Genomic DNA, 21441 nt, shown 5'->3' with positions numbered 1-21441 from the left:
ACGGGGGCCTTCATCTGTGCTCTGATGCTCAGTGCTGGTAGTCGCCCCGGTAGTACTCCAGGACCCAACCGGACAACGCCCAGATGCCGACGCCGATGCCCACCAGGGTGATCCACGGCTGTTCCACGCCGGGGCCCAGGAAGATCAGCGTGACGACGAGTGCACCCATGATGGGCCACGCGCTCTGCGGCGGGAAGAAGCCGACTTCGCCGGCACCCTCGTAGACCTCCGCGTCGCGGCGGTCCTCCGGGCGTGGGTCGAAGCCGCGGGCAGCAATCGCCAGATAGCCGGCGATCATGGCGCCCAGCACACCGGCGAAGCCCAGCACGAAGGTCCCAGCCACCTCATGAGCCATGAACCAGTAGATGGGGGTCACCACCGCGAAGAAGACGGCAATGAATGCGAAGACGAGCTTCTCTGGCCTCACGTGAGTTGTCCTTCCGCGATTTTGGACTCGTCGTTCTCATCGAAGAGTTCGGCGAACTCCGCTTCGTCCTCCTCCGCCAGGTCCGGGTGGGACAGGTCGAAGGCGGGGTGCATCGAACGGATGCGGGGCAGGGAGTCGAAGTTGTGACGCGGCGGCGGGCACGAGGTGGCCCACTCCAGCGTACGGCCCCAACCCCAGGGATCGTTGACCTCAACCTTCGGGGACTTGCGAGTGATCCAGACGTTCCACAGGAACGGGAGCATGGAGATGCCCAGCAGGAACGCGCCAAACGTGGAGACCTGGTTCAGGAAGGTGAAGCCCTCCCATGCGCCGTAGTCAGCGATGCGTCGCTGCATGCCTGCCACACCCAGCCAGTGCTGGACGAGGAAGGTGATGTGGAAACCGAAGAACAACAGCCAGAAGTGCACCTTGCCCCAGGTCTCGTTCAGCATGTGGCCGGTGAACTTGGGCCACCAGTAGTAGTACCCGGCGAACATCGCGAACACCACGGTGCCGAACACCACGTAGTGGAAGTGCGCCACCACGAAGTAACTGTCGGTGACGTGGAAGTCCAACGCTGGGCTCGCCAGGATGATGCCGGTGAGGCCACCGAACAGGAACGTGACCAGGAAACCGATGGCGAACAGCATCGACGCCGTCAGGGATATGGATCCTCGCCAGAGGGTTCCGATCCAGTTGAAGAACTTCACCCCCGTCGGGATCGCGATCATGAACGTCATGAACGAGAAGAACGGCAGGTTGACGGCGCCGGTGGCGAACATGTGGTGCGCCCACACCGACATCGACAGGGCGCCGATGGCCAGCGTCGCGAACACCAGGCCGTAGTAGCCGAACACGGGCTTGCGGCTGAAGACACTCAGGACTTCGGTGATGATGCCGAAGAACGGGATGGCAATGACGTAGACCTCGGGGTGCCCGAAGAACCAGAACAGGTGCTGCCACAGGACGGCGCCCGCGTGGCTGGCGTCGAAAATGTGGGCACCCAGGACGCGGTCGGCGCCGAGGACGAGCAGGCCCGCACCCAGCACGGGGAAGCAGATGAGGACCATGAGCGACGTCACCAGGATGTTCCACGTGAAGATCGGCATCCGGAACATCGTGAGCCCGGGGGCGCGCATGGTGATGATGGTGGTGGTGAAGTTCACGGCGCCGAGGATGGTCGACAGACCCAGGATGTAGAGGCCCATCACCCACAGGTTGGATCCGAAACCCGGAGAGTTGATGGCGTCACTGAGGGGGGCGTAGGCGAACCAGCCGAAGCTGGCGGCGCCGCCCGGCATCAGGAAGCCGACGCAGGCCATGAGGGACCCGAACACATACAGCCAGAAGGAGAAGGCGTTGAGACGCGGGAACGCCACGTCAGGGGCGCCGATCTGCAACGGGATCAGCGCGTTGGCGAAGCCCGCGAACAGTGGCGTCGCAAACATCAGCAGCATGATGGTGCCGTGCATGGTGAAGAACTGGTTGTAGGTCTCGTAGTTCAGGAACTGCACACCCGGGTTGGCGAGCTCGGCGCGGATGAACAGCGCCAGGACACCACCGAACATGAAGAAAATCATCGTGGTGACGAAGTACATGTTGCCGATGACCTTGTGGTCGGTCGACGTCATGTACTTCACCACCTTCGTGCCGAGGGCGGTGTCGGCGACACGCACCGGGCGCGCCTCCGCCTGCGTGGCAACTCGAGCGGTCTGGGTGGTCACTGCTGGTCCTCCTCGGCCTCGGTGTTCGGAAGCGTGTTGACGGAGCTGTTGGGGACAAGCACCTCGCCGGCGTTGCCGTTGGCGGCGAGTTCCTTCACGTGTGCGTTGTAGTCCTCTTCACTGACGATGTGCACCTTGAACAACATCAGGGAGTGGTACGTGCCGCACAGCTCAGCGCACTTGCCGTCGTACGTGCCGATCCGGTTGGGGGTCACGTCGAACGAGTTGGGATGGCCGGGAATGACGTCCATCTTGAAGTAGAAGCTCGGCACCCAGAACGAGTGGATCACATCGGCGGAGTTCAGGTTGAAACGGACCTTCTGGTCCACCGGCAGGTACAGGTCCGGGATCTCCTGCAGCGTGCCCACGTCGTGGGCATTGGTGCCGATGGCCGGGTTGTCCTGCTCCATGTAGTTGAACGTCCACGACCACTTCTGGCCGATCACGTTGACCGTGACGTCCGGTTCACCGTCCTGGGACACGAGGGCATCCTGCGCCCTGACCGTGTAGAAGAACAGGACACCGATGATCAGGAACGGAACGAGGGTGTACAACAGTTCCAGAGGAAGGTGGTACTTGGTCTGCCGGGGGGCGGGCCGATCACCGTCGCGGCGGCGGTAGACGATCACGGCCCAGCCGATCAGCCCCCACACGATGCCTCCGATGATGAAGGCCGCGATCCACATGCCGATCCACAGGTTGCTCATGTTGGAACCCTCGGCAGACGCCTGCACCGGAAGCCCCAGCCGGGCGCCCTGGCCTGAGCAGCCAGCAAGCGCCACCAGGGCCACCGTCGACAGGGCTGCGGCCGACCGGCGTCCGACACGTCCCAACCGGGACTTGCCCGCTACTTCCACACTCACCAGTTGCCTTTCGTCGAGCGTTCTCGCCGCCTGCCCCTGAGGGTTTTCGCGACGGGCTGTCACTGAGACCCAAAGGATAACGCAAAAGGCCACCCCACGGCACTTGTACCAGACGGGGTGGCCCTGTTGCACTGCGGGTCAGCTAAGCGGACTTCAGTGGAAGGAGTCACCGCAGGCGCATGAACCGCCCGCGTTGGGGTTGTCGATGGTGAACCCCTGCTTGTCGATGGTGTCTGCGTAGTCGATGCTGGCGCCTCCCAGGTAGGGGCCGCTCATCTTGTCCGTGACGACCTTGACGCCGTCGTAGTCGTTGACGACGTCACCGTCCAGGTCGCGATCGTCGAAATAGAGCTGGTAGCGCAGACCGGAGCAGCCGCCCGGCTGCACGGCGATACGCAGGCGGAGGTCGTCGCGACCCTCGGTCTGCAGCAGCGCACGCACCTTGTCGACGGCGACGTCGGTGAGGATGACGCCCGTTGTTACAGCTTGTGTGTCGGTCACAGTGGCTCCAATTGTGGGTGAAGTGATGTTGACTGGCCCGAGTTTACGCGCTGTAGCGCTGCCACCGAAATACCCTGTCCGGCAATCACCAGATCCACGATCTGGCCACGCGGGCGGCCACGTCCGCAACCTGCGCAGGGATGGGCTCGTCCTCGCCTGCACCCTCCAGAACGGGGTGCGCCGATTCGATGCCCGCCAGCCGGAGTTCCCGCGAGGAGACGAAGTTGCGTCCCACGACGGCAATCACCGGACGCAGCGCCTCAGTTGCCAGGCGTGCGACCTCCTTCACGACGTCCCCGCCAACGGCGTGGAAGTCGAGTACGGAGGCACCGGTGACGGTGAGGTCCGCGGCCTTCATGGTGGCGGTGACGTCGAAACCGTCGACGCAGACGTCGATGCCGGATGCGACACGGCCGCCCAAGGCCAGGACGATGGCGCCCACGCCGTCAGCCGCGCCCGCACCCGGTGCCGTGCCGTCCAGGCCAAGGTCCTTCAGCCACGCGGAGGCGAGTGCGTCACTGGACAGTGTGTCGGCCAGGTCGCCTCCCTCGAGTCGGCCACGCTCCGCCACGACCCCCATGAGTCCCGTGAGGGCTGACCGTTGCTGGCCGGATCGCACCACAGCCACCACATCGCGATGCGGCGCTGCTGCGCGCAACGCCTCAAGCCGGTGGCGATCCACCTGCACGAGCTCCGCCCATGCATGGCGTGTCAGCCCTGTGAGGTCGAGGTACAGGGACGCCCCTGCCGTCGACAGCGCGTCGAGGGCGTCCTGCAGCGTGGCAGGCTGCACGACGACGGCGTCAGCGTCGAATGCGGAGACGGCGTCCGGGAACCAGGGCCCGCCGTCGACCAGCGGCACGACAGCCACTTGTGCCCCCGCGTCAGCGAAGGCCCCTCCGATGATCTCCGACGCGTCCCGGGGGCCGACGCCCGCCATGGCGTCGGCTGCCACGAGAACTCTCAAGGACGGACGTCCTCGCCCTCATGGGTGTCGGGAATCAACCCGTAGAACTCCTTGGTGCTGTCGAGCAGCGCCTGAACCTCCTCGACCGTGGCCTCGGGGTCGGGCAGCACGAGGTCTGACTCCACGATGACGTCGTCGGGGACGGGGGTGCCCACCTTCTGCACCCCGGCCACCAGCTCCGCCAGCGCGGCGCTGAGTGCTGTCTGGTCTCCGGCTGCGACGGCCCTCTCAACGGTTTCGTCGATGCCGTTCAGCGCCAGGAGCTCGTCAGGTTCCATCGACCACTGGCCGAGTCCCATGATGCGGATGATCATGCCTGCTCCCCCTGCGTCCTGTCGGTGGTGACGGTGGTCTCCGGTGCGTCGATCTGCGGGGTCGCGGGGGCGCCACCCGTCAGCTGGGCGCGCATCGCAGCCAGTTCGTTCTCCACCGAGGTGTCGGACGCCAGAGCGTCCAGCTCGCGTGTGATGTCGTCCTTGTAGGTGCCGGACGGGTCCTCCAGCGCACCAGAGGCCAGCAACTCGTCCACCGCTGAAGCGCGTGCCTGCAATTGCAGTGTCTTGTCCTCAGCACGCTGGATCGCGAGGCCCACGTCGCCCATCTCCTCCGAGATGCCCGAGAACGCCTCGTTGATCCGGGTCTGCGCCTCGGCGGCGGAGTAGGTGGCCTTGATGGTCTCCTTGCGGGTCCGGAAGGCGTCAACCTTGGCCTGGAGGCGGGAGCTGGCGCGTACCAGCTTCTCCTCCTCGCCCTGAAGCTGCGCGTGCTGCGTCTGCAAGTCGGAGAGCTGCTCCTGCAGCCCCGCCTTCCGGGTCAACGCCTCCCGCGCCAGGTCCTCGCGGTTGGCCTCGAGTGCACGCTGCGCGGACACCTGGAGACGCTCCACCTCGGAGTTCATCTTCTGCGCCTGGAGTTCCACGCGCTTGCGGCTCGTGGCGACGTCTGCCACACCACGTCGCACCTTCTGGAGGAGGTCCAGCTGACGCTGGTAGGAGTAGTCGAGGGTCTCCCGAGGGTCCTCATACTTGTCGAGTGCCTTGTTCGCCTTGGTCTTGAACATCAAGGCGATGCGCTCAAAAATGCCTGCCACGAGATAGTCCTTCCACATCTGTTGCCGGAGGGTCCCACGGTACCCTCATGACGCGTCCGCCGTGGGCCCCAGCACCCTGATGGAACCCTGGTCATTCCCTCTGGTTTAGACTGGGGGTTGCACGCCACACCCTTTCGCCCGCCCTGAGCGCAGGGGTTCCGATGTTTCTGGAAGGACACCCGGTGGGACTGTTCCGCCCCTACGAGCGCAAAGCCGCCGACGCGCCAGGCACCGCCCCGCAGGAGAAGGCGACCGGCAGCAGCCGGATCTCCTCCCTGACACCCAAGGGCGAGAAGCGGGCGGTGGCCACGGCAACCTCCCCGGCCACGGCCCCCACCGTCGAGGCCCCCGCCGGGCCCAGAGTCGTGACGCGCACCCCGCAGAAGAAGGAGGGTGCCACCCCCACGCGCAGGCAGGCCGAGGCGGATCGCATGCAGCGACTTCACCCCAACCTGAGCAAGTCGGAGCAGCGACGCGCCGACCGCGACTCCCGCTACAAGTCCCGGGTTGACACCTGGGACAAGGTGGAGAACTCACCGGAGCGAACCCTCCTGCGTGACTACATCGACGTGCGGTGGACCATCACCGAGTTCATGCTTCCCGCCATGCTCGTCCTCATGGCCGGTGTGGCGGCCACCACGCGCTGGCTCGGTGTGAGCACCTACCTGGCACTGGGTCTGTGGGTGCTGTTGGGCCTGTCCTTCATCAACACCGCTGTCATGTGGTCGGGATTCAAGAAGGTCCTGGCCCAGCGGGTGCCCAACGCCTCCAAGCGCGGCCTTCTGATGTACATGTTCAACCGTTCGCTCATGATCCGTCGCTTCCGTCGCCCTGGCCCGAGGGTGGCCCGCGGGGCATCGATCTGATGGCGTACTGGTGGAAGCCGGGCTCCGGTTCGTACTCCCCCGAGTCGCTGCAGAAGGAGGGCCTCATGCCCCGGTTCGAGGACCAGGGGCGGGCAGAGGAGTGGCTGTCGTCGTTCTTCGCGGACCTCGTGGAGTGCGGCGTCGCCGACGTCACGCTGTACGAGGAAGAGCGCCCGGTCTACGGGCCGATGTCGCTGGACGCCTGAGCCGACGCCTCCCGTGGTTGCCCCCGCAACGCCACGGCCACGCCGAACCCTGCGGCCGCCAACCCCAGAACCACCACGACAGGGGCCGACTGGCGGGCGGCCGCCACGCGTTCCTCGTAGGTCTGGGTGCGGGTCGTCTCCACGTCGGTGTAGCTGGAATAGCTGCACACGTCGCCGGGGCCCATCTGCTCGCCGCGGCACTGTGTGGACGGGGCGACCCACGTCGCAACCCCCCACGCGGCAAGTGCCAACGCAGCAATCACGAACGCCCACAGCGCAACCCGTCTCGTCACGGGGGCAAAGCTACCCGCCGCACCCCTGAACCCCCAACCGGCGAACCGATGGGTAGGCTGATGCCGTGACTCGAAACAACCCGAACCTCAGCCTGTCGAAGAACATTGAGCGCGACGCCGACATCGTCGTCCTGGGCCTCACGGCGGTCGGCGGGGAGCCGACACTGGTGGGAGCCACCAGCGACCTCGAGAAGTCCTATCAGAAGGCTTTCGGCACACCGCTGAGAACACTCGCCCTGGCGCTCGGCGGCTTGACGAGGCTGGAAGCCACCGTGGTGCTTCCACCCGCCAACCAGCGCGTGGTCATCGTGGGCCTCGGTGACGCCGACGTGACGCCCGACCAGTTGCGTCGCGCCGTCGGAGCCGCCCTGCGTGCCGCCTCGAAGATCCCGGACGCCGTGGGGCTGAAGGTGTCGGTGTCCCTGGAACTGGCCGGCCCCGAGTTGGTCCAGGCGGCCGCGGAGGGCGCCATCCTCGGCGCCTACGAGCCCGAGAAGTTCTCCACGGTCGCACGCTCCCCCAGGGTGGCCGCGGTCACGGTCGTCTCGGCAGGTCGCACGGACGTGCGCGGGGCCCTCGACGCGGCCCGCGTGGTGTCCGACGCTGTGTGTCAGGCCCGCGACTGGACCAACACGCCCCCCAACCTGCTGCCACCGGCAGTGTTTGCCGAGGCCGCGAGGACAAGCCTCCGTGACGAGCGTGTCACCGTCGAGGTTCTGGACGAGAAGGCGCTCGAGAAGGGCGGCTACGGCGGCATCCTCGCCGTCGGCGGGGGTTCCGCCAACCGCCCGCGACTCGTGCGGATGCAGTACGCCCCCCGCGGCGCATCATTCCACCTGGCACTGGTGGGCAAGGGCATCACCTTCGACTCCGGCGGCCTGGACATCAAGCCCGCCGGGCAGATGGCGGGGATGAAGTACGACATGTCCGGTGCCGCAGCCGTGATCTCAGCCGTGGGTGCCATCGCGGCGCTGGGTCTGAAAATCAAGGTCACGGCCTACGCCGCCATGGCCGAGAACATGCCGTCCGGCACCTCCTACCGCTCCGGCGACGTCATGACCATGTTCGACGGTCAGACCGTGGAGAACTACAACACCGACGCCGAGGGTCGCATCGTGATGGCGGACGCCATCGCCCGCGCAGCTCTTGACGGGCCCCAGATGATCGTCGACGTCGCCACCCTCACGGGCGCCTGCATGGTCGCCCTGGGAATGCGCGTGGGTGGGCTCATGGCCAGCGATGACGAGACGGCTGATCGCCTGCTGGATGCTGCCGAGGCGGGCGGCGAGGAGTTCTGGCAACTGCCCATCACCGACGAGATCCGTTCCCAACTCGAATCCTCCGTGGCCGACATGCGCTCCGGGGGCAAGAACCGCTACGGCGGAGCACTGGCTGCCGGTGCGTTCCTGCAGCGGTTCGTTCCCGAGGGCGTTGCATGGGGCCACCTCGACATCGCCGGGCCGGCGAACAACGAGGACGGCGAGTACGGCTACACGCCCAAGGGCGGAACAGGGGTGGCAGTACGCACCCTGGTCGCGCTGGCGCGTCAGCTCGCGGGCTGACGCCCGGCGTCACGCGTGGGGGGTCCGCTGGCTCCGGTGGCGGACCCCGTACTCACGCATCCGGCTGGGGTACGGGACGACGCCCGCATCGTAGGCGGGGATGTCGTGGCCAGCGGCGAAGTCGTACCCGTAGTCGATGGACGGGAGGGCGCGCCGGGTCGATTCGCCGTCGGCAGCCACGAGAAGGATGGACGGTTTGTTGAAGCTGGTGGGCTGCTCCAGCCACGCCTCCACGCCTCGCCGGGTGGTCACGAAACTCGACAGGTGATCCCGGAGGACGTCGGGGACCTCACGGGCGTCCCGGGCCACCTGCGCCTGCTGCTTTTTCCTGCTGAACCAACCCACGCCCCCCAGTATGCCGTGACTTCCCACAGTGGCCCTATACGGGGACCCGGACGCAGCCATCCCCGCCCTGCCGAGGCAGGACGGGGATGGCTGGTCAGCGAGTAGCGGAATCAGTTGCCGGTGGACGGCAGGCCGGGGTTGGTCGGCCGCGTCGGCGAGGCCGTGGCGCTCGGCTGGGGCGAGGCGGACGGGGCGAGCGTCGGGGTCGCTGAGGCGGAGACCGACGGGGACGGGCTGGGCTCGGGGGTGGTGGCCCCACAAATGCTCAGCTCGGCGGAGACGGAGTCGTCGCCGCCGGTGATCTCGACGGTGTAGGTGCCGCACTCGAGGTCCTCGGGGAACACGACGTCGCCCGTGACGGAGAAGTCGTCGGCAGCGGTTCCGAGCGCGCTCGAGTACACGGAGACCTCGGAGCCCGACGGGATGACAGCCAGGGTCACGGCAGTGCCCGGCAGGAAGTCGCCCGCTGTGATGCTGACGGTCTCACCGGTGTGGAACGTGTCCGGCTCGGCCTCGAGGTAGCTCGCACCGAAGACGGTGACGGTGTCGCTGGCGGAGGTGACGGCCTCGTCGGAACCCTCGGCGGGGGTGCAGGTGACGGAGAAGTCATACACCGTTCCGGCTTCGAGTTCCTTGTAGCCGAATTCAGCCGTCCAGGGGAGACCGCCCTCGATGACCGTCTCGCTCAGCGAGGGCTCACCGTTTTCCATCAAGTCCAGGGTTGAACCGACGCTGCACCCATCAATGGTGACCGTGACGCTTTCGCCTGGAACGACGTAGTTGGGGGCGATGACAAGGGTGACGGGGGCAGCGTTGGCGACGCTGACGGCGCCGGCGAACACGGCGAGGCCGGCCAGTGCGCTGGCGCTGGTGAGCGCGCCGACCTTCTTGAAGAGCTTCACGTTGCTGGGACTCCTGGGGGGATGCGTGGGTGCGGGCCGAGTGACCCGGGCAAGAGAATAGCGGTTGACAGGCACCTTTGGCATCACGGGGCGCGCGGCAGAGCCCATTGCCCCTGTTGCGCGCACTCACCGTGCCCGGCCCCCGGAGGCGCCCGTGACAGACTGACGTCCATGAGTCAGGAATTCGACGTCGTCATCCTCGGTGCCGGGTCAGCCGGCTACGCCTGCGCCCTGCGCGCCGCACAGTTGGGCCTGTCCGTGGCCCTGGTCGACGAGGGGCCAGTGGGTGGCACCTGCCTGCACCGCGGTTGCATACCCACCAAGAGCTGGCTGCAGGCCGCCAAGGTGAGGCAGAGCGTCATCTCAGCCTCCGCCTTCGGGATCGGGGCCACGCTGGGCGACGTCGACGCGGCTGCCGTCCTGGGCTACGCCACCGGCGTCGTGGGTCAGCTGCACAAGGGCCTCCAGGGGCTGATCGCCTCCCGCGGCATCAAGCTGGTCAACGCCCGCGGCTCCCTGGTGACGGACCAGCGCGGGCCGGGCATCGACGTGGACGGGTCCGTGCTGCGTGCCCGCGCCGTCGTGATCGCCACCGGCGCGGAACCCATCACCCTGGGGCTTGCCGTGGACGGCACCCGGATTCTGACGAGCTGGGATGCACTCCAGCGCTCGACGCTGCCCGAGCGGGCCATCGTGCTGGGGGGCGGGGTCATCGGGGTGGAGTTCGCGTCGATGTGGGCCGACCTCGGCGTGGCCGTGACACTCGTGGAGGCAACCCCGTCGCTCCTCCCCACCGAGGAACCTGACCTGGCCAAAGTCCTGCAGGCTGCACTGGTCAAACGCGGCGTGGACGTCTTGTTGTCCTGTCCCATCACAGCTGCCCACGCCACCGATTCCGGCGTCCGCGTGGAACTGGGCGGTGACACGCTGGAGGCGGACGTGCTGCTGGTGGCGGCCGGGCGCCGACCCATGCTGGAGGGAATCGGCCTCGACGAGGCCGGGGTGAAACGTGCCGGGGCGCACATCAGCGTGGACAGCTCACTGCGCACGAGCGTCAAGGGCGTCTATGCCGCCGGCGACGTCGTCCGGGGACCGCAGCTCGCCCACCGCGGCTACGCGCACGGCCTGTTCCTGGCCGAACACATCGCCCACACCCAGGGCAAGCATTCGTCCCGCACCACCCTGTGTGCCGACAGCGACATCGCCCGCATCACCTACTCGCATCCGCAGGTGGCCTCGGTGGGTCTCACCACGACGCAGGCCGAGGCGGAGGGACCCGTCGAGGTGGCGGACTACCCGCTGCGCGGCAATGGTCGGGCGCTGATGTCCCGGCCACCGGGTGAGCGAGAGACCGGGCTGGTGCGCGTGATACGTCGCAGTGGCGGCGAGATCCTCGGCGTTCACGCAGTCGGCGACGACGTGGCGGAACTCATCGCCGAGGGAGCACTCCTGGTGGGCTGGGGCGCAACACCCGAGGACCTGCGCGACATCGTCCATCCCCACCCCACCCTGTCCGAGGCATTGGCGGAGGCGAACCTGAAGTTGGCGGGCAGTCCCCTGCACATGCACTCCTGACAGGGGATAGTGTTGCTGGGGAGAACACTCCAGGTCCGCGAAGGAGCAATTGTCACCATGTCAACCGAAGTAACGCTGCCGGCATTGGGCGAATCCGTCACTGAAGGAACCGTCTCCCGATGGTTGAAGGCCGTCGGAGAAACCGTCGAGGTCGACGAACCCCTGCTGGAAGTTTCCACCGACAAGGTCGACACCGAAATCCCGTCACCCGTGGCGGGCACGCTGCTCGAGATCCGCTTCGAGGAGGATGACATCGCCGAGGTCGGCGCCGTCCTCGCCATCGTCGGCGACGCCGCCGACGCGGGAGGTTCGGACTCATCCGACGATTCCCCCTCCGCCGAGGACTCCTCCCAGCAGGACGAGGCACAGGCACAAGAAGTCCCCGAGGACGCCACACAGGAGGCCGCTGACGGCGCCCTGGCGAAGGCCGCGGACGACGTCGAGGGTGACTCCTCGACCCCGGCCTCCGGCGGCTCCGGCACCGAGGTGACACTGCCCGCGTTGGGTGAGTCCGTCACCGAGGGCACCATTTCTCGCTGGCTCAAGGAGGTGGGCGAGGCCGTGGAAGTCGATGAGCCTCTCCTGGAGGTTTCCACCGACAAGGTCGACACCGAGATCCCCTCCCCCGTCGCGGGCACGCTCCTGGAGATCCGTTTCAAGGAGGACGACGTCGCCGAGGTGGGCGCCGTTCTGGCCGTCGTCGGTGCAGCCGACGCCGGGGCCAGGGTCGAACCCGCCGCCGAGCCCGAGCAGAAGCAGGCAACCCCGAAGGCTGCCCCGACGCAGGCCGGCACAGATCCCGAAGACGTGAAGCCGAGCAAGACGCCTCCCGCCGAGGTTGCCGACGAGGCGCCACAGGAAAAGGCACCCTCCAAGCCCGCTGCGAAGCCGTCGCAGGAGCAGTCGCCCGCCGTTCGGGCGGCTGTGGCCCGCCGGGCCGCCGAAGCCGACGGGGACGCCACCTACGTCACCCCGCTCGTGCGCAAGCTCGCACGCGAGCACGATGTGGACCTCACATCGGTGAAGGGCACCGGTGTGGGCGGCCGTATCCGCAAGCAGGACGTGCTCGCCGCTGGGGAGGCAGCCAAGGAAGCCGCGAAGCAGGCAGCAGCCAAGCCTGCAGCCTCGGCAGCAGCCGACAGGCCCTCCGCGCAGCCGGCCCCCGCGGCCAAGCCGGAGGTGCGCGGCACCACGGAGAAGCTCAGCCGTCTGCGGAAGACCATCGCCAACCGCATGGTCCACTCCCTGCAGGTGTCGGCGCAGCTGACTGCGACCGTGGAGGTGGACGTCACGGCCATCAGCCGCATCCGTGCGGTGGCCAAGGACGACTTCAAGAAGCGCGAGGGTGCATCACTGTCGTACCTGCCGTTCATCACCATGGCGGCCATCGAGGCGCTCAAGGCGTTCCCCGTGATCAACGCCCGTATTGACACCGACGCCGGCACCGTCACCTACGCCGACGGCGAGCACATCGGCATCGCCGTCGACACGGAGAAGGGCCTGCTCGTCCCCGTCATCAAGGACGCCGGGGATCTCAACCTCACCGGACTGGCCAAGAAGATCGGTGACCTCGCTGCCCGCACACGCGCCAGCAAGGTGGGGCCGGACGAGTTGTCCGGTAGCACATTCACCATCACGAACTACGGGTCAGCAGGCACGCTGTTCGACACGCCCATCGTCAACCAGCCCGAGGTGGCCATCCTCGGCACCGGCGCACTGGTGAAGCGCCCAGTGGTGGTGAAGGATCAGTTCGGCCAGGACGTCATCGCGGTCCGCGACATGATGTACCTCTCCATGAGCTACGACCATCGACTCGTCGACGGTGCGCTCGCCGCCCGTTTCCTCAGCCACGTCAAGGCTCGCCTCGAAGAGGGCGACTTCGGCGGGGAACTGGGCCTGTAACACCCGGACATCCACCACGAGATACCACGGCCGGCGCGGGATCCCCGCGCCGGCCGTTTTTTCTCAGATTCTTCAGCTCCAAGTATTGACTCCGGATATTTGTCGGGCGGAGACTGGGAGCCCACGGCAAGCAACGACGCACCCAGTCCTCCCAGAGGATCCCGCCGAGCCTCCCCCTCCTCCGGCGCCGCCTGCGACGCCGCATGCCCCGTCACTTTTCTGGAGGCGTCATGAGGAAAATGCGTTACGCAGTCGCGGCCCTGGCCGCAGTGGGTTTGTTCGTGGCCACACCGACGATGGCCGGTGCACACGGCAAGGACTCACCCACGCTGCACACAACGGTCGTGTCGACGGCGCTCGCCGCCCCCTTCAACCTGGAGGTCACGTCGCGGGGAATCCTCGTCGCGGACGGCGGCCTGAACCTCATCGGAAAGGTGGCACGGCACGGCTCCATCACCACGCTGGCCAAGGATCAGCCCGGCGCCTCCGGCGTGGCCCTCTCCCGTAACGGGCGGACCATGGCGTTCACGACCACGGTGAGCGATCCCGGCAGCTTCATCAACACCGAGAGCGGCTTGAACATCTGGGGGCCGCGGGGGCACAAGACGTACGTGGACACGCATGCCTTCGAGGTGAAGAACAATCCCGACAAGGTGATCCACTACGGCGTCAAGAATCCCAGCAAGTGCGTCACCGATGCGCTCACCGCAGCCGGGTTGCCCGTCACCTACACCGGTGAGGTGGATTCCCATGCCTACTCGGTGGCCGCCTACGGCGACGGTTGGGTGGTCGCGGATGCCGGCGCCAACGTTGTGTGGAAGGTTGACCGTCGCGGCAGGCTCAGCACTCTGGCGGTCCTGCCGGCACAGCCTCTGAAGATCACAGCCGAGCAGGCCGGGGCGCTGGGCCTGCCTGCGTGCGTCGTGGGGATCACGTACAACTTCGAGTCGGTGCCCACCGACGTCGAGGTGGGCCGGGACGGCGCGCTCTACGTGACCACACTGCCGGGCGGGCCTGAATCGCCGGTGCTGGGGGCTCGCGGGTCGGTCTATCGACTCAATGCCAACGGCAAGCATCTGAAGACCGTGGCGACCGGATTCCTCGGCGCCACAAACCTCGCGCTGGCGCCCAACGGCGACATCTATGTGGCGGAGCTCTTCGGTGGGAAGATCTCCGTGGTGCACCACGGCAAGGTATCCACGTTCCTCGAACTGCCCGGCGTCGTGGCAGTGGAGACGTGCGGCAGGTCCGTCTGGGCCGCCACACTCGGCGACGAGGAGTCCCAGGCTCCCGGCACCATCGTGGAGATCACCCGACGCGGTAAGTGACGCACCGCCCCTCGCCCCGTGGCGGCGTGCACCCCTTCCCCATCAGGGCGGGGGTGCACGCCGCATTCCACGGGTGGCCGACACTTTTGCAGCTCCCAGGGTGTATCGCGTCACCCCAGGACTGCCCGCTCCATCACTTCTCACCCACTGTGGGGGCAGGCACCTTGCTTGATGTGCGGGCCAATTGCCACAATGCGCTGCCGGCAAAAAGGGCCACGGCCACCCACACGAGCGCAAAACCGACCCAGCGCTCCGGTGGCATGGGCTCGTGGAAGACGAGCCATCCCAGAAGGAACTGCCCGATGGGCGCGATGTACTGGATCATCCCCAGGGTCACGAGACGGACGCGCCGCGCACCTGCCGCGAACAGCAGGAGCGGGATGGCCGTGATGGGGCCGGCCGCCATCATGAGCAGGCCGTAGGGGGAGGCGACTTCCACGGTTGAGCCGCCCGAGAGGGTCAGCCACACCAGATAGGCCACCATCACGGGGGCCACGGTGGCCGTCTCCACGGTCAGCCCTGAGAGCGCCGTCACCTTGGCCCCCACCTGTTTCTTGACGAGCGAGTACACCCCGAAGGTGCTGGCGACCCCGAACGCGATCCAGGGGACCTTGCCGTACCCGAGGGCGAGGACGACGCAGGCCACAACACCCACCACGAACGCCACCCACTGCACCCGGCTCATGGTTTCCCGCAGCACCACCACGCCGAGGACAGCGGCCACCAACGGGTTGATGAAGTACCCCAGCGCAGCATCCAGGGTGCGTCCGGAGTTCACCCCCACCACGTACACGGTCCAGTTCACGGTCACCAACACCCCAGCGGCCACCAGCATCAGAGCAGTGCGACGTTGCGCCAGCAAGCCCCTCACGTCGCGCCAGCCGCCCACCACCGCGAGGATGAGCACGCAGAACACGAGCGAACAGACCACGCGGTAGCCGATGATCTCCAGTGGGCCGGAGCGGGCCAGCAACGTGAAATAGAGCGGAAACAGCGACCACAGCAGGTAGGCGGCTGCGCTGTAGACAACTCCGGCTCTCACCCCTGCATCATGGCACCCAACACCGTCGGATCATTCCGGTGGACAGCCCAGCAGGTGCTGTGTGATCTGCGCGAGAGATCCGTGCGCCACCCCCAGGCAGGTGTCGGCAGCGCCGTAGTAGAGGCGCAGAGCGTCGCCTTCCACCACCACGCCGCAGGGAAACAGCACCCCGGGGACGTCGCCGATCCGCTCATAGTCCTCATGTGGGCTGAGTAGCCATTCCTGGGTGCGGTGGGTCACGATGGCCGGATCCTCGAGGTCGAGAAGGACGGCCCCCACCCGGTACAGGTCCCCTGCCACCGCTTCGCGGACCCCGTGGTAGAACGCCAACCACCCGTGCTCCGTCCAGATGGCCGGAGTTCCCATGCCGATGCGTTTGCAGTCCCAGAAGTTGCCCATCCGGGGGCCCATGACCCGCCGCTCATCCGACCACGATTCGAGGTCGGTTGAACGGGAGCACCACACCCCGGGCATCTCGCTGCGGAGCGACGGGCGGTGGTACATGAGGTAGTCGCCGTCGACGCGGCAGGGCAGCAGCGCGGCGTTCTTGTCATCTGGCATCACCACCGGTCCCAGACGTTCCACGGTGACGAAGTCGGTTGTGCGCGCCAGCGCCACCATCGTGCCCCGCGGTGAGAACGCCGTGTAGGCGATCACCCAGACGTTCTCATCCGGCAGCCACGTGATGCGGGGATCCTCAACACCCCACTCCTCGTAGTGGTGCTCGGGCGCGATCAGGGGCTGCTCGTCGATGCGCCAGTCCGTCTCCCCGTCGGCGGATCGCGCCACCGTCAGGTGCGAGAAGCCGCGTCGGTCCTCCACCCGCACCAGGAGCAGCGTTTCCCCATCCACCAGGGTGGCCGCGGCGTTCATGACGGAGTTGATGGGATAGGGCCACTGGTCACCCGTGAGGATGGGGTTGTGGGGGGAACGGGTCAAGAGTTCAGCGCTCATGTGGTCACACCGCGGGCACCGTGGTGCCCGCTCCTTCCAGCGCCAGCCCCGCCTGCAGGAAGGCGAGGGTCGATTCGGCACCCTGGTTGTTGTTGACGGCAGTTTGCCCCAGCCCATCCCTGCAGCCGCCGCTGTTCACATCAAACAACGCCAGTCCCAGCCGATTGACACCGAGGAACCACGTGAAGGCCATTGTGGCCCGCGCCGCCCATGTCTCGTCCTGCAGCACCAAGAATGCCTCGACACATGCCTCCGTGAGGCCACCGACGTCGATTGGTTGTTCATCCCCCGTGAAAGCGGTGTGGTCCTGCCGCCGCTGGAGCCACCCATTGCCGATGGTGTCGACGTGAGCGCCTGTGTCACACAGCCCCCAGAACCACCCCAGCGCCTCGGCGCCGAGTGCGACAGCCTCGTCATTGCCCACGCGGTGGCCCATTGCGATGAGGCCCTGCGCCAGCCGGGCATTGTCGTAGGTGAGTCGGTCCTCGAACCATGGCCATGCGGCGTCGTGTCCCGACCTGGCCTCCAGCATGAAGCGACAACCGTCCCGCGCCACACCCGCGTGTCGTGGACCCCACTGCGCCGGGGTCAACCGTGACAACCCCAGGAGCGAGTAGGCCCACTCGTGGATGGTGTCCTGCCGTTCCAACGCCGGCAGCAACCTATCCAGAAGGTCGCGGGCGGGGACGGCCAGGGAGTCGACGTCCGGGAACTGCCGCAGCAGCTCGCCCAACCCCCACACCGTGCGGCCCACATGGTCGCCCATGTGTGGCTCATCAAGCCACCGACGCTCGATCGACATGAAATTGCGCATCACACCGCCGCCCTCGGCGTCGATGAGGAAGGACAGTGCCCTGTTCATCATCCGCCAGTGCACGTCGCGTTCCGGGTGGCGCCGATGCAGCCCCGCGGCAACGATCAACAGGCGAGCCACGTCATCCACGCAGTACCCGTGCGACAGGTTGGGCGCAGAGCCATCCGCGTGCTGCAGGATCCCGATGTCGTCGACGAGCACGTCCAGGTGGCGCGTCGCCAGGAGCACATCCCACTGCGCGCGCCCGTGCCCGCGGGTCACGCAGTGACCATCCCGCGGTCCGTGGACAGCTCCAGCATCCGGGCCGTCCTTTGACCCACGACGTCCCACGACATCTGTGCGGCCAGACCGTGCGAGGCCGCACGGGCCCGGGCCAGCGCCTCCGGGTCACCCAGGAGGCTTGCGATCCCGCGAGCAAGGGAGGGTGTGTCACCGAAGTCCACGAGGACCACCGCCCCCGACTCCGCCAGGTCCTCAGCGTGGTAATACGGAGTGGAGACCACTGCGCAGCCGGCTGCCACGGCGAAGGACAGCGTCCCGGAGACCACCTGTTCCCTTCCCGGGTAGGGGGTCACGAAAACCTGGCTGGACCGCAGCAGCGTGACGAGCTCGTCATCGCTGAGGTACTTGTCGACAAAAACGACGTTGTCCTCAATCCCCAGCACCTCCACGAGGTACTCCAGCGAGCCCCGATACGTCTCGCCCTGCCGCTTCACGATCTCCGGATGTGTACGCCCGGCCACGACGTAGAGGACGTCCGGACTCACCTCCAGCACGGCAGGAATCGCCTCGATGGCATGCTCCAGCCCCTTGCCGGGTGACAGCAGACCGAAGGTGGACATGACGGGGCGGCCGGCGGTGTCCCTGCCCACCAGTTTCGACAGGCGCGCCACGAGGTCGGCGTCGTGGGCCGGGTCGATCAGTCCAAGCGGAGCGCCGTGCGGGATGACGGCCACCTTGGCGGGATCAACGAGACCTGCCCCGGCAAGGAGATCCTTCGCCCGGGACGAGAACACGAACACCAGAGCGGCACCGTCGCACAGTTCCTGCATCACGGACGCCTGGGTTCGGGTGAACTTCTCCAGGACGGTGTGGAGCGTCACGCAGTACGGCACGTCCAGATCGCGCAGGAGATCCAGAAGGAATGCTCCCTGCGCCCCACCGAAGATCCCGAACTCATGCTGGACCAGTACAACGTCGGCTCCGGAACGGTTGATGATCGTGGCAGCCCGGGAGTAGTCGGAGCGTTCCCCCTGCCGGATCCGGGTCATCACCTCGCTGCGCTCAGCCTCGCGCCGCATCACGGAGGCGACAATCATCACCTCTTCCGTGTGGGCACGCAGCGAGTCCCTCACGTCCTTGGCGAACGTCGCGATTCCGCACTTGCGCGGCGGATAGGTCGAAACGATGGCAACTTTCATCACGAGACCCCCCAGCGATATTTTCCCTCAACAGGGTTGTGCCCCGACCATAGTCCTCCGCGTCCGTGTTATCAGCACTTCCCCCCACGGTCCACCCCTACGGGTGGTAGGACACAAGATCTGTACGCCGTCGGGCCGACGAGTAGTGTGGTCGCGTGCTGTCCAAGCCATCACCGCTGCCCCCGTCAATCCCCATGGACGACCACGCGTCGGGACGCCCCACCGTCGAGTACCGGGGCCTCGGTGCTGATCCGGTCCTCAGCGACTACCAGCAGACCTGGGACTACCAGCGGCTGGTGCACGCGGACGTGGCGCGGGGCGCTCGTCCCGGTCACGTGATCTTCGTGGAACACGCCCCCGTCTACACCGCGGGCCGTCGCACCGAACCCCAGGAACGGCCCTTCGACGGGACGCCCGTCATCGACGTGGATCGTGGGGGCAAGATCACCTACCACGGACCCGGCCAGCTCGTGGGCTACCCGATCTTCCGGCTCCCTGAGGGCATCGGAGTGGTGGATCACGTCAGGCGCCTCGAGGAGGCGGTGATCCGCATGCTGTCGGCCAAGGGGCTGACCACACGCCGGATAGAAGGACGCACGGGGGTCTGGCTCGACGCCAACGGCGACCGACCCGAGCGCAAGATCTGCGCCATCGGCGTCCGCGTCGCCCAACGGACCGCCCTCCACGGCTTCGCCCTCAACGTGGCCCCGAGCACCGGGGCGTTCGCCAACATCGTTCCGTGCGGCATCGCCGACGCCGGCGTCACCTCGATGGCCGAAGAACTGCCGGGCCAGTGGAGTGTCGCGGGGACGGCACACGACTTGGAGCCGTTCCTCCTCGAGATGATGTCGTTCGAGCGCTACACCCCCGCCGGGTGAACCCCTGGGGGCTTTGCTCGCGCTGCGCTCAGGAGACGACCGCACCGGCCAACCGAGTAGGCTGACCCCGTGACAGTGAAACCAGATGGCAGACGGCTGCTGCGCGTCGAGGCTCTGAACTCACAGACGCCCATCGAGCGCAAGCCGAAGTGGATCAAGACGACGGCCAGGATGGGTCCGAATTACCAGGACCTCATGGCGATCGTGGGCGACAACGAACTGCACACGGTGTGTCAGGAAGCGGCATGCCCCAACATCTACGAGTGTTGGGAGGACCGGGAGTCGACGTTCCTCATTGGGGGCGACCAGTGCACGAGGCGCTGCGACTTCTGCCAGATCACGTCCGCCAAACCCGAGGGCTACGATCCCTCCGAGCCGCTGCGTGTGGCGTCTTCCGTGAAGAAGATGGGGCTGCGCTACGCCACCGTCACCGGTGTCTGCCGCGACGACCTCGCAGATGAGGGCGCCTGGCTCTACGCCGAGACGATCCGCCAGATCCACGCCGTGAACCCGGGCGTCGGGGTGGAGATGCTCGCCCCCGACTTCTCCGGCAAGGCAGAACTGCTGGACCAACTGTTCGACGCCGCCCCCGAAGTGTTCGCCCACAACGTGGAGACGGTCCCCCGCATCTTCAAGCGCATCCGCCCCGGCTTCCGCTACGAGCGCTCACTGGAAGTCCTCCGGATGTCGCGGGACAAGGGGCTCGTCACCAAGTCGAACCTCATCCTGGGCATGGGCGAGACGCGCGAGGAGATCTCCAGCGCACTGCAGGACCTCCACGACGCGGGCGCGGAGCTCATCACCATCACCCAGTACCTGCGTCCCAACGCCACCCTGCTTCCCGTTGACCGATGGGTGGAGCCCGCCGAGTTCGAGGCCCTGGAGGATGAGGCCAGAGACATCGGTTATTCTGGCGTGTTGTCCGGGCCGTTGGTCCGTTCCTCCTATCGAGCCGGCCGGTTGTACCGCACGGCCATGGACGCCCGCAAGAAGACGAGTACGACGGAGAAGTGATGGCAAGCGAGAAGGCCAAGGCCCTGGCGGCCAAGCAGAAGGCAGAGATGCGCGCGGAGAAGGAGCGCCGCAAGCACTCGAAGGACCCTGCCGACTGGGGCCGGTGGCGCCAGTTCGCGGAGACGTACAAGGTCACGGCGAAGTACGACAAGCCCCTGCCGTGGATCCTGCTCGGCGCCGGCCTCGGCGTGTTCGCCGTGTTCCTCATCATCGGTTTCCTGCTGAGCTCACCGCTCATCTGGGGCGTTCTGGGACTGTCGGTCGGCGTCCTTGCCGCCATGGGCCTGTTCGTCCTGCGGGCCAAGAAGGCCGCCTACCGACGCTTCGAGGGCCAGGCAGGCTCCGCCGAGGTGGCCCTGCAGATGCTGGGCAAGAAGTGGAAGTACACCCCCGTCATCACGGCCACCCGCAACCGCGACTCCGTCGACGTCATCCACCGGGCCCTCGGCCCCGGCGGACTCGTGCTCATCGGCGAAGGGGATGCGAAGGCACTCAAGGCCCAGCTCGCGAGCGAGAAGCGCAAGCATGAGCAGGTGGCCTACGGCGTTGCCGTGCAGGTCATCCAGATGGGCAAGGGCGGCGGACAGGTACCGCTGGACAAGCTCACGGCCCACATCAAGAAGCTGCCCAAGCAGCTCGCGCCCGCCAAGATCGACGAGGTGGCAGCCCGGCTGCGCGCGCTGGATGCCATGCGGCCCAAGATGCCCGTCCCGAAGGGGCCCATGTCCACCAAGGGCGCCCGCCAGGCCATGCGGGGCCGCTGATCC

23 protein-coding genes are annotated in these 21441 nt (G+C 67.0%); 9 read left to right on the top strand and 14 right to left on the bottom strand.

From position 1 onward, the window contains the following. Window positions 1–28: 28 nt before the first annotated feature. The 7 genes from EAX62_RS07670 to EAX62_RS07640 form a co-directional block, all read right to left on the bottom strand. A complete protein-coding gene (locus EAX62_RS07670) occupies window positions 29–427 on the bottom strand; it encodes a cytochrome c oxidase subunit 4 (protein ID WP_121901118.1) in 399 nt (132 codons plus the stop codon). Further along, window positions 424–2103: an aa3-type cytochrome oxidase subunit I gene (gene ctaD / locus EAX62_RS07665; RefSeq protein WP_325048818.1), complete on the bottom strand. Its 1680-nt coding sequence runs from the start codon at window positions 2101–2103 to the stop codon at window positions 424–426. The genes EAX62_RS07670 and ctaD overlap by 4 nt, the downstream gene beginning before the upstream one ends. A gap of 44 nt (window positions 2104–2147) precedes the next feature. Further along, the gene (gene ctaC / locus EAX62_RS07660) at window positions 2148–3014 is read right to left on the bottom strand and encodes an aa3-type cytochrome oxidase subunit II (RefSeq protein ID WP_456119769.1); all 867 of its coding nucleotides are present in this window, start codon (window positions 3012–3014) and stop codon (window positions 2148–2150) included. Between the two features lie 153 nt (window positions 3015–3167). Continuing rightward, window positions 3168–3515, bottom strand: coding sequence for a HesB/IscA family protein (locus tag EAX62_RS07655; protein WP_199711204.1), 348 nt, complete (start codon window positions 3513–3515; stop codon window positions 3168–3170). 85 nt (window positions 3516–3600) lie between these two features. Next, entirely contained in the window at window positions 3601–4482 is an 882-nt protein-coding gene (locus EAX62_RS07650) for a glycerate kinase (protein WP_147454056.1), read from the bottom strand. After that, on the bottom strand, window positions 4479–4796 hold the full coding sequence (gene pspAA / locus EAX62_RS07645; protein ID WP_233557863.1) for a PspA-associated protein PspAA: 318 nt from the start codon (window positions 4794–4796) through the stop codon (window positions 4479–4481). The genes EAX62_RS07650 and pspAA overlap by 4 nt, the downstream gene beginning before the upstream one ends. Then, on the bottom strand, window positions 4793–5572 hold the full coding sequence (locus tag EAX62_RS07640; protein ID WP_121901734.1) for a PspA/IM30 family protein: 780 nt from the start codon (window positions 5570–5572) through the stop codon (window positions 4793–4795). Before EAX62_RS07640 ends, pspAA begins: the two co-directional genes overlap by 4 nt. Before the next feature lie 161 nt (window positions 5573–5733). On the opposite strand from EAX62_RS07640, the gene EAX62_RS07635 reads away from it, so the two are divergent. Both EAX62_RS07635 and EAX62_RS07630 read left to right on the top strand, forming a co-directional pair. Next, entirely contained in the window at window positions 5734–6438 is a 705-nt protein-coding gene (locus EAX62_RS07635; RefSeq protein ID WP_121901116.1) for a DUF3043 domain-containing protein, read from the top strand. Further along, the gene (locus EAX62_RS07630; RefSeq protein WP_121901115.1) at window positions 6438–6644 is read left to right on the top strand and encodes a hypothetical protein; all 207 of its coding nucleotides are present in this window, start codon (window positions 6438–6440) and stop codon (window positions 6642–6644) included. The genes EAX62_RS07635 and EAX62_RS07630 overlap by 1 nt, the downstream gene beginning before the upstream one ends. Here the strand turns inward: EAX62_RS07630 and EAX62_RS07625 are convergent. Beyond that, complete coding sequence (locus EAX62_RS07625; RefSeq protein ID WP_199711203.1) at window positions 6617–6937, bottom strand: hypothetical protein; 321 nt, start codon at window positions 6935–6937, stop codon at window positions 6617–6619. The two genes, EAX62_RS07630 and EAX62_RS07625, sit on opposite strands and share 28 nt — an antisense overlap. Window positions 6938–7002: 65 nt before the next feature. On the opposite strand from EAX62_RS07625, the gene EAX62_RS07620 reads away from it, so the two are divergent. Then, complete coding sequence (locus tag EAX62_RS07620; protein WP_121901114.1) at window positions 7003–8499, top strand: leucyl aminopeptidase; 1497 nt, start codon at window positions 7003–7005, stop codon at window positions 8497–8499. A 9-nt stretch (window positions 8500–8508) separates the two neighbouring features. Here EAX62_RS07620 and EAX62_RS07615 read toward each other — a convergent pair whose 3' ends face one another. Together EAX62_RS07615 and EAX62_RS07610 are read right to left on the bottom strand one after the other, a co-directional pair. After that, the gene (locus EAX62_RS07615) at window positions 8509–8844 is read right to left on the bottom strand and encodes a hypothetical protein (protein WP_147454055.1); all 336 of its coding nucleotides are present in this window, start codon (window positions 8842–8844) and stop codon (window positions 8509–8511) included. Window positions 8845–8954: 110 nt separating this feature from the next. After that, on the bottom strand, window positions 8955–9746 hold the full coding sequence (locus tag EAX62_RS07610; protein ID WP_121901112.1) for a hypothetical protein: 792 nt from the start codon (window positions 9744–9746) through the stop codon (window positions 8955–8957). Between the two features lie 171 nt (window positions 9747–9917). Between EAX62_RS07610 and EAX62_RS07605 the strand changes: the two genes are divergently transcribed. The 3 genes from EAX62_RS07605 to EAX62_RS07595 all read left to right on the top strand — a co-directional run bounded on the left by EAX62_RS07605 (window position 9918) and on the right by EAX62_RS07595 (window position 14551). Then, a complete protein-coding gene (locus EAX62_RS07605; RefSeq protein ID WP_121901111.1) occupies window positions 9918–11321 on the top strand; it encodes a dihydrolipoyl dehydrogenase in 1404 nt (467 codons plus the stop codon). A 57-nt stretch (window positions 11322–11378) separates the two neighbouring features. Continuing rightward, window positions 11379–13223 carry a 2-oxoglutarate dehydrogenase, E2 component, dihydrolipoamide succinyltransferase gene (sucB, locus tag EAX62_RS07600; RefSeq protein ID WP_121901110.1) on the top strand — a complete coding sequence of 615 codons (1845 nt, stop codon included), beginning with the start codon at window positions 11379–11381 and terminating at the stop codon, window positions 13221–13223. A gap of 230 nt (window positions 13224–13453) precedes the next feature. After that, window positions 13454–14551: a ScyD/ScyE family protein gene (locus EAX62_RS07595; RefSeq protein ID WP_233557862.1), complete on the top strand. Its 1098-nt coding sequence runs from the start codon at window positions 13454–13456 to the stop codon at window positions 14549–14551. A 133-nt stretch (window positions 14552–14684) separates the two neighbouring features. Here EAX62_RS07595 and rarD read toward each other — a convergent pair whose 3' ends face one another. From rarD to EAX62_RS07575, 4 genes are read right to left on the bottom strand one after another with little or no spacing between them, the layout of a single operon-like run. After that, window positions 14685–15593 carry an EamA family transporter RarD gene (rarD, locus tag EAX62_RS07590; RefSeq protein WP_121901109.1) on the bottom strand — a complete coding sequence of 303 codons (909 nt, stop codon included), beginning with the start codon at window positions 15591–15593 and terminating at the stop codon, window positions 14685–14687. 30 nt (window positions 15594–15623) lie between these two features. Then, window positions 15624–16547, bottom strand: coding sequence for a glycoside hydrolase family 130 protein (locus EAX62_RS07585; protein WP_121901108.1), 924 nt, complete (start codon window positions 16545–16547; stop codon window positions 15624–15626). Window positions 16548–16551: 4 nt separating this feature from the next. Continuing rightward, a complete protein-coding gene (locus EAX62_RS07580; RefSeq protein WP_121901107.1) occupies window positions 16552–17622 on the bottom strand; it encodes a hypothetical protein in 1071 nt (356 codons plus the stop codon). Further along, window positions 17619–18782, bottom strand: a complete 1164-nt coding sequence (locus tag EAX62_RS07575; protein WP_121901106.1) for a glycosyltransferase — start codon at window positions 18780–18782, stop codon at window positions 17619–17621. Before EAX62_RS07575 ends, EAX62_RS07580 begins: the two co-directional genes overlap by 4 nt. A gap of 194 nt (window positions 18783–18976) precedes the next feature. Here EAX62_RS07575 and lipB point away from each other — a divergent pair, with 194 nt between their 5' ends. The 3 genes from lipB to EAX62_RS07560 all read left to right on the top strand — a co-directional run bounded on the left by lipB (window position 18977) and on the right by EAX62_RS07560 (window position 21438). Further along, entirely contained in the window at window positions 18977–19660 is a 684-nt protein-coding gene (gene lipB / locus EAX62_RS07570; RefSeq protein WP_121901732.1) for a lipoyl(octanoyl) transferase LipB, read from the top strand. 69 nt (window positions 19661–19729) lie between these two features. Further along, the gene (gene lipA, locus EAX62_RS07565; protein WP_121901105.1) at window positions 19730–20674 is read left to right on the top strand and encodes a lipoyl synthase; all 945 of its coding nucleotides are present in this window, start codon (window positions 19730–19732) and stop codon (window positions 20672–20674) included. Further along, window positions 20671–21438: a DUF4191 domain-containing protein gene (locus EAX62_RS07560; RefSeq protein WP_121901104.1), complete on the top strand. Its 768-nt coding sequence runs from the start codon at window positions 20671–20673 to the stop codon at window positions 21436–21438. The genes lipA and EAX62_RS07560 overlap by 4 nt, the downstream gene beginning before the upstream one ends. Window positions 21439–21441: the final 3 nt, after the last annotated feature.

It is taken from the genome of Tessaracoccus antarcticus (assembly GCF_003688855.1).
GTDB classification, from domain to species: Bacteria; Actinomycetota; Actinomycetes; order Propionibacteriales; family Propionibacteriaceae; genus Arachnia; species Arachnia antarctica.
The sequence above is the reverse complement of the archived record's forward strand: the minus strand, read 5'-3'. Positions and strand labels throughout refer to the sequence as shown.

Excerpts from the sequence above, each read along its gene's own strand:
- EAX62_RS07595 (WP_233557862.1), top strand. The coding sequence starts at position 13,454 with ATGAGGAAAATGCGTTACGCAGTCGCGGCCCTGGCCGCAGTGGGTTTG.
- sucB (WP_121901110.1), top strand. The coding sequence starts at position 11,379 with ATGTCAACCGAAGTAACGCTGCCGGCATTGGGCGAATCCGTCACTGAA.
- EAX62_RS07585 (WP_121901108.1), bottom strand. The coding sequence starts at position 16,547 with ATGAGCGCTGAACTCTTGACCCGTTCCCCCCACAACCCCATCCTCACG.
- EAX62_RS07630 (WP_121901115.1), top strand. The coding sequence starts at position 6,438 with ATGGCGTACTGGTGGAAGCCGGGCTCCGGTTCGTACTCCCCCGAGTCG.
- lipB (WP_121901732.1), top strand. The coding sequence starts at position 18,977 with ATGGACGACCACGCGTCGGGACGCCCCACCGTCGAGTACCGGGGCCTC.
- EAX62_RS07635 (WP_121901116.1), top strand. The coding sequence starts at position 5,734 with ATGTTTCTGGAAGGACACCCGGTGGGACTGTTCCGCCCCTACGAGCGC.
- pspAA (WP_233557863.1), bottom strand. The coding sequence starts at position 4,796 with ATGATCATCCGCATCATGGGACTCGGCCAGTGGTCGATGGAACCTGAC.
- EAX62_RS07605 (WP_121901111.1), top strand. The coding sequence starts at position 9,918 with ATGAGTCAGGAATTCGACGTCGTCATCCTCGGTGCCGGGTCAGCCGGC.
- EAX62_RS07575 (WP_121901106.1), bottom strand. The coding sequence starts at position 18,782 with ATGAAAGTTGCCATCGTTTCGACCTATCCGCCGCGCAAGTGCGGAATC.